At 43.3% G+C, this 6,916-nt stretch carries 5 protein-coding genes; 2 read left to right on the forward strand and 3 right to left on the reverse strand.

Translation table 11 applies throughout. The annotated features are described in order from the left end of the window. Window positions 1-41: 41 nt before the first annotated feature. The 3 genes from A3757_RS13170 to hrpA form a co-directional block, all read right to left on the reverse strand. The gene (locus A3757_RS13170; RefSeq protein ID WP_082865131.1) at window positions 42-800 is read right to left on the reverse strand and encodes a VacJ family lipoprotein; all 759 of its coding nucleotides are present in this window, start codon (window positions 798-800) and stop codon (window positions 42-44) included. Between the two features lie 39 nt (window positions 801-839). Further along, the gene (locus tag A3757_RS13175; RefSeq protein WP_068510751.1) at window positions 840-1,961 is read right to left on the reverse strand and encodes a beta-ketoacyl-ACP synthase III; all 1,122 of its coding nucleotides are present in this window, start codon (window positions 1,959-1,961) and stop codon (window positions 840-842) included. Between the two features lie 159 nt (window positions 1,962-2,120). After that, window positions 2,121-6,005 (reverse strand): ATP-dependent RNA helicase HrpA, encoded by a 3,885-nt coding sequence (hrpA, locus tag A3757_RS13180; RefSeq protein ID WP_068510684.1) that lies wholly within the window; start codon window positions 6,003-6,005, stop codon window positions 2,121-2,123. 154 nt (window positions 6,006-6,159) lie between these two features. On the opposite strand from hrpA, the gene A3757_RS13185 reads away from it, so the two are divergent. Together A3757_RS13185 and A3757_RS25195 are read left to right on the forward strand one after the other, a co-directional pair. Then, entirely contained in the window at window positions 6,160-6,633 is a 474-nt protein-coding gene (locus A3757_RS13185; RefSeq protein ID WP_068510682.1) for a hotdog domain-containing protein, read from the forward strand. Window positions 6,634-6,649: 16 nt separating this feature from the next. Then, on the forward strand, window positions 6,650-6,916 hold a 267-nt coding region (locus A3757_RS25195), incomplete at its 3' end, for a SecY-interacting protein Syd (protein ID WP_197470036.1).

Genomic DNA, 6,916 nt, shown 5'->3' on the forward strand with positions numbered 1-6,916 from the left:
TTGTATTAAGCCCTGTGAACTTATGTTAAATAAGCCTGATATTAGAAGTCCTCGTAATCAAAATCTTCATCATCAGCGAACGGGTCTTCTACTTCGCCATCTTTAATAAGGAAGTTTCGATTTTGCAAATAGGCACTCCTGAAGAAGGCGTAGCGGTCTTCTTTGAATAATAAGTTGTTCGCAGCTAGCAGGTCTGCTCGTGTATCTATTAAATCAACAGCCTTTAGAGCAATACTTTCTTCAGTTGAGAATTCGACAAGATAGTCAACCGGGTCGGCAACGTAATCTACTATTTGTCCGCTAAAGTCTCTGACGGTAGATGGCCCTAGAACAGGTAACACAAGATAGGTAGACTCTTCATAACCCCAATAACCAAGTGTTTGTCCAAAATCTTCATCGCTGGCTTCCAGGCCAAATGAGGTCGCAACATCAAACAAGCCGCCTATGCCAAAAACAGTGTTGTAGATAACTCGGTTAAGAGAAACAACCGCGTTGTGAAACTTAGCCTGCAGCAAAGAGTTAACAAAGGTTTCGACATCATTGAGGTTGCCAAAAAAGTTGGTAACACCTTTATCGACAAAACCGGGCGTTACAAATCTGTAAAGCTTTGCCAAGGGAGTGGCGAGATACTCATCCAAATTATCATTCAATACGAACATGCTTCGATTAAATGACTCATAAGGATCTATTTCTGCGTATCTAGGGTCATAATAAGGCTCTTCTGCTTCATCATTAGCGAATGCATTAAGCGTAAAGGTACTTAGAAATAATAAAATTAGAGCGTGGTAACAAAAGCGCATACTTAATCTCTTATTATAGTTCTGCTTACTTTTTAGTTGTTATAGTTTCTTTAGGATTATATTACCAACAGAATAGCCTGCACCGAAAGAGCAAAGTACACCATAATCACCGGTTTCGAGTTCTGATCGATGCTTATGAAATGCAATCACAGAACCGGCCGAGCTAGTATTCGCATATTCATCCAGTATAACAGGTGCCTCAGAAACCTCTGCTGCACGACCTAATACACGCTTGGCGATAAGCTGATTCATGCTTAAGTTAGCTTGATGGAGCCACATCTGTTTTAGGTGTTCAGCGCTAAGCTCGTTTTCCGCCAAGTGCTCATTGATCATTTTAGCAACGAGTGGAGATACCTCTTTGAATACTTTTCGCCCTTGCTGAACAAATAGCTTATCACTAAAGCCTTCACTGCCGGGAGCACAACGATTCAGGAATCCAAAATTATTACGAATATTATTGGAGAAGGTTGTCTTTAATTTTGCGCTGACAACTTCGAACGAGTCATCACAAGATACTGTGTCAGCTCTCTCTATCACGATTGCGGTACAGACATCACCAAAGATAAAGTGACTATCTCTATCACGAAAATTTAAATGCGCTGTGCAGATTTCCGGGTTTATTAACAATACAGCCCTGGCAGAACCGCACTGAACAGCATTGAGCGCAGCCTGAAGGCCAAATGTGGCCGATGAGCACGCCACATTCATATCATATGCGAAGCCTTCTACACCAAGTTGGCTTTGAACCTCAATTGAGACAGCTGGATAAGCGCGCTGTAGATTCGAGCAAGCGACGATGACGGCATCGATATCAGCGACGGTTTTGTTTGCATTTTTGAGCGCATCTTTGGCTGCTTTAACGGCCATTTCGCATAAGATACTAGGCTCGTCATTGGAGCGCTCAGGTAGCAATGGGTGCATTATTTCAGGGTCAAGAATGCCAGCCTTATTCATTACGTATCGGCTTTTAATTCCAGAAGCTTTTTCGATAAAAGCGGAAGAAGATTCTTGTAGCGCTTCGAGTTCGCCTGCGGCTATTTTGTCAGCATTTTCACGATTAAAGCTTTGCACATAGGCGTTAAAACTCGCAACAAGCTCATCATTTGAAATAGATTCACTTGGTGTAAACAGCCCAGTACCAGAAATAGCAGCCTTTATCATGGTCACCTCTTTGCTAACGGCAAGCATGACAAGCGTACCGCGTTTAGATTCAAAACCTGCACTAAGTACAAGCCGATAAGTAAGAAAATAGCTGCACAGATTACGTTTTACGAGCTTTAATGACAACCAATATTTGAGCCAACCTTGGTGAGTATTCGGCTACCGCCTAACGCTCTCCCAGAGTTTGTTTAACCTTTTCTCTGAGACAGTCTCACTCGTACCCAATTGCTGTGAATACCAAGACACTCGTTGCTCCTCCAGTAACCAGCGAAATCGCTCCAGGTTTTCGCACTTTAAACCTTGAGCATCCAGCTGTTTTTTTCGAAGTTCGTATTGCTCCCACCATTCGGATAGTAAGGGTACATAGCGCCTTTCATTGGCCATATCTCTTGCCATTTTGTCATAGCGTAGAGAGCAAGCTTGCAAATATCTAGGAAAGCTCTTTAGCGAGGTATAGGGCGTGGATTGCAAAAAGCCATCGTAGACTAAGCAGGTAATCTGGTGTTTAAGGTCAGCCATAGGCATAGCTACTGCCAAGTTCATTTTACCTTTTAGGCGCTTCATTATCTGGTGGTAATGATTAAGTATGTCGAAAACAAGAGCGCTGAACTCTTCGCAGATCTTAAGGAAATCACCCTTACCGCCCTGTAGACAAGCACTAAACTGCTCTGCATTGCGTGGAAGCTCTCCATTAAGGAAGTGCAAACATATTGCCGCAATCAGAAAGTCATCATAAAGTGCGCTGGCTTGCCCGACAGGTGCATAAAGCAAGCCTAGCTTTTGGTAGTTTTTAATCGCTTTTTTGAATTGCGAGCGAATACCTTGGAGCTCAAAGCTTAGTAATCGCGCAATTCCAATTCGCGTAATCGCCTCGGCACCTAGCTTATCATTACAATGAATGAGCCTGATGTGTGCTCCACAATCTTGAAGCGCCGGGTATTGCATCATTTCAATACCCGCTTGTTTTATTATCTGGGATTGTTTGAGCTCGCCAAAGTCCCAGGCAGTAATATCAACTTGTTTTTCAGGTCGGTTCTCTTCCAGTTTTGCGGCGTTTTTTGCCAAATGCTCAACTTTTTGCGAAAGCTTAACGAGGTCCCTACCCTGGTTAATCAGCCGGCCTCGCTCATCCAGCACTTTAATGTTAAAGCGCAGGTGACTGTCTAGTGACTCAAGATTCCAGGCCTCAATAGGAATAGATATGCTGCCTATAATTTTTAGCTCATCACTAAGAATCTCAAGCAAAGGGCGTGAACTAGCTTCAACCTTTGGCAGTATCTTGTCTACAACATCCGGCACAGGAACAAAGTGCTTTCGCAAAGTTCTGGGAAGCGTTTTGATCAGGTGGATGCATTTTTCACGAAGCAAGCCAGGAACTATCTTCTCGAGTTTATCTACAGTTAGCTGTTTTATTGCATTAATTGGCACCGAGATATTTACACCATCATCTTCAGCGCCGGGTTTGAACTGGTAACTCAGAGGAAAGCGTATGCCATTATTTTCAATATGTTCAGGATATAGGCCCGGATCGAATGAATCCGCATTTTCGCTGCGCAGCTGACCTTTTGTAAACCGTATTAGCTTTGAGTCAGCTTCGCTTGCTTTTTTTGCCCACTTTTCAAATGCAGCACCACTCACAATGTGTTCAGGTAAAGCCTTATCGTAAAGTCCGTATATCACCTCATCATCGACCAGGACATCTTTACGACGCGTGCGGTCTTCAATCGATTCCACTTCATCAATAAGCTTTAAGTTATGAGCGATAGCCTTATTTTTGGTGCGAAACTCTCTCTCTATGAGTCCGGTGCGAATAAATATTTCACGGCAAACTCCTGGGTCAATCTGGCTGTAGTTAACTGGGCGCTGAGAGACAATTTCAAGTCCGTATAAGGTCACCTTTTCTTTGGCAATTATTTGTGCCCTTTTGGCTTCCCAATGAGGTTCGGCATAAGAACGTTTTACCAAATGCTTTGCAAGCGGTTCTATCCATGCAGGATCGAGCCTTGCGTTATATCTGGAATAGACTTGTTGAGTTTCCACGATTTCAGCGGCAAATAACCATTTAGGGCGCTTTTTGTTTACGCCAGACCCGGGAAATAAGTGGAAACGTCGATTTCGACACCCTTGATACTCGCGTTTTTCTTCATGTTTACCGATATTGCCAAGCAAGCCGCTCAATAAAGCCTTATGAATAGAGTCATAAGAAGCCTCGCTATCATTTTCCTTGATGCCGATGCTTTTTAAAACGAGTAATAGTTGTCTATGTATCTCGCGCCACTCCCTCATACGCACAGCGGATAGGAAGTTTTTCTGGCAAAAGCGCTTTAATTGATTATTGCTTAGCTCCTGGCGTTTATCTTCAAAGAATTCCCACAACCGCAAAAAAGAAAGGAAATCTGATTCAGGGTCTTTATATTCCGCATGAGCCTGGTCAGCTGCTTGCTGCTTATCTGCAGGGCGCTCACGAGGATCTTGTATGCTTAAGCCGCTAACAATAATCAGCACTTCTTTTACTGCGTTTAAGTCCTGAGCGCTAAGCAGCATGCGTCCTAAACGAGGGTCTGTGGGAAGCGTCGCAAGTTTCTTGCCCAACGCTGTTAAGCGGTTGTTTTCATCGACGGCCTGCAACTCAAATAGTAGTTTATAGCCATCATTTAAAAGACGAGAGTCAGGTGGATCAATAAACTGAAAGTCTTTCACTGCCCCGAGTCCGGAGTCGATCATTTTAAGAATAACAGCCGCTAGATTGGTGCGCTGTATTTCCGGATCGGTAAACTCAGGTCGTGAAATAAAGTCGTCTTCACTGTAAAGTCGATAACAAATACCTTCAGCAATCCGCCCACAACGACCCTTTCGTTGATTTGCACTCGCTTGGGAGATTGACTCGATAGGCAAACGCTGTAATTTTGAGCGATACGAATAGCGGGAAATCCGCACGGTACCGGGGTCAATTACATAGCGGATACCAGGCACTGTAATTGAGGTCTCAGCGACATTAGTAGAAAGGATGATTCGTCTGCCAGAGTGAGGTTGAAACACCCTGCTCTGGTCTTTGGTACTTAACCTGGCATATAAGGGCAGTATCTCGGTGTCACGCCATTCATAATCATTAAGGGTCTTGGCGATCTCTCTGATCTCTCGCTCGCCAGGTAAGAAAACCAAAACATCGCCAACTTGCCAAGAGCGTTGGCGTTCTTCGTCTTGAATCTCCTCGACCACTGTAGCTATCTGCTCACCAAGAGATAACTCTTGTACATCTGCACCAATAGATGGGCGGTAATTCACGTCAACCGGATAACTTCGCCCTGAAACAGAAAATATTGGCGCGCCAGTAAAGAACTCCGAGAACCGGTCTACGTCGATCGTGGCAGAGGTAATAATGAGTTTTAATTCAGGTCTTTTCAGCAGAACGCGTTTTAAGTAACCGAGTAAGAAATCAATATTTAAACTACGCTCATGCGCCTCATCAATAATAATAACTTCATAACGATTTAAGTAACGGTCAAACTTGATTTCATTTAAGAGAATACCATCCGTCATGACCTTTATTAGCGTACTATCACTAACTTGATCGGTAAAACGAACTTGATAGCCAACCAGATCACCAAGCGGGGAATTTAGCTCTTCCGCTAATCTCGTCGAAACGGTGCGTGCAGCGAGACGCCTTGGCTGAGTGTGGCCGATAAGGCCCTTCCTTCCAAGCCCCGCTTGAAGACAGGCTTTTGGCAGCTGAGTCGTTTTACCTGATCCGGTTTCACCAGCAACAATTACAACCTGGTTATCCTTTATTGCCTTGCTAATGTCGTCAACTTTTTGGGAGACAGGTAGCTGAGGCGGGTATTTGATTGAAACCGGACGGTTTATTTTTTTACTTAGACGATCTTTAGATTCCTCAATTTCTTGAGTTAGCTTTTCAAGCTTTTCCTCTAGGGCGTTATCATCACCGTGTGATGAGAGTTGCTTGAGTCGTTTTTTAAAGTGACTTTGATCTTTGTAAGAACAGCTGGATATGGCCTGCTGAAGCTTTCTGACATCTAAGGGCATTAGATAAAACCTGGTTCAAAATAACAAAAAATAATAAAGCTAAGTTTTTGATTCGTACGGATTCTAGCCTATTCTAAATAGACGAACCTTAAAACTATTCTGTCAAAATTAGTTGTAAAGAAAATTAATTCAAAACTATAGAAGCTAAGAAGTTATGCGCGTACTTGAAAACATTACCTATGACGAATTAAGAGTCAGCGATTATGCCACATTTACTAAAACATTAAGTGATGAGAATTTGGTTTTATTTGCTGCGACTAATGGCGAAATGCCGCTGAGTGCTTTATCTGTCGATGCTGCGAAAAAGAATGTATATGACGATACAGTCGGCTATGGCATGTGGGCTAGCTCACTTATCTCAACCGCTTTCGACAAAGTCATTCCTGGGCCTGGAAGTATCTACCTGGACCAAAACCTAAGCTTTAAGCGAAAAGTAGAGCTGGGAGACACGCTGACGGTAAAGCTCACTGTACTCCAAAAGCTCGAAAACCATAGAGTGTTGTTTCAGTGTGACGTTAGTAATCAAGATGGTGAAGTCGTGGTAAATGGTGAGTCGACTGTAATCGCCCCAATTGATAAGATATCTGTAGACCAACAATCACTCCCACGAGTACACATCAAGAACTAGGCTTTATTAAATTATAATGGATAAGATTTTTTTAGCGCTCGATTCAATACTAACCCGTTACGAAAATCTTTTTCATAATGCTAATGAACTCGGCTTACCCTCTTTTCAATGCGACCCGATCTGGCCCTCGCCTTGCGCAGTTAGTATCGTCAAAGACTGTCATTACTGGCGCCATAAGGAAAAGAGATCAGGGAATATCTTTGCAAGCCTTGAAGATGCGCTCGAGACCAAATTCCATCCCGATTTCCACGCCTTCTTCGAAAGCTACTGGGCGAACGGAATG

This window comes from Oleiphilus sp. HI0117 (assembly GCF_001635235.1).

Excerpts from the sequence above, each read along its gene's own strand:
- A3757_RS13185 (WP_068510682.1), top strand. The coding sequence starts at position 6,160 with ATGCGCGTACTTGAAAACATTACCTATGACGAATTAAGAGTCAGCGAT.
- hrpA (WP_068510684.1), bottom strand. The coding sequence starts at position 6,005 with ATGCCCTTAGATGTCAGAAAGCTTCAGCAGGCCATATCCAGCTGTTCT.
- A3757_RS13175 (WP_068510751.1), bottom strand. The coding sequence starts at position 1,961 with ATGATAAAGGCTGCTATTTCTGGTACTGGGCTGTTTACACCAAGTGAA.
- A3757_RS13170 (WP_082865131.1), bottom strand. The coding sequence starts at position 800 with ATGCGCTTTTGTTACCACGCTCTAATTTTATTATTTCTAAGTACCTTT.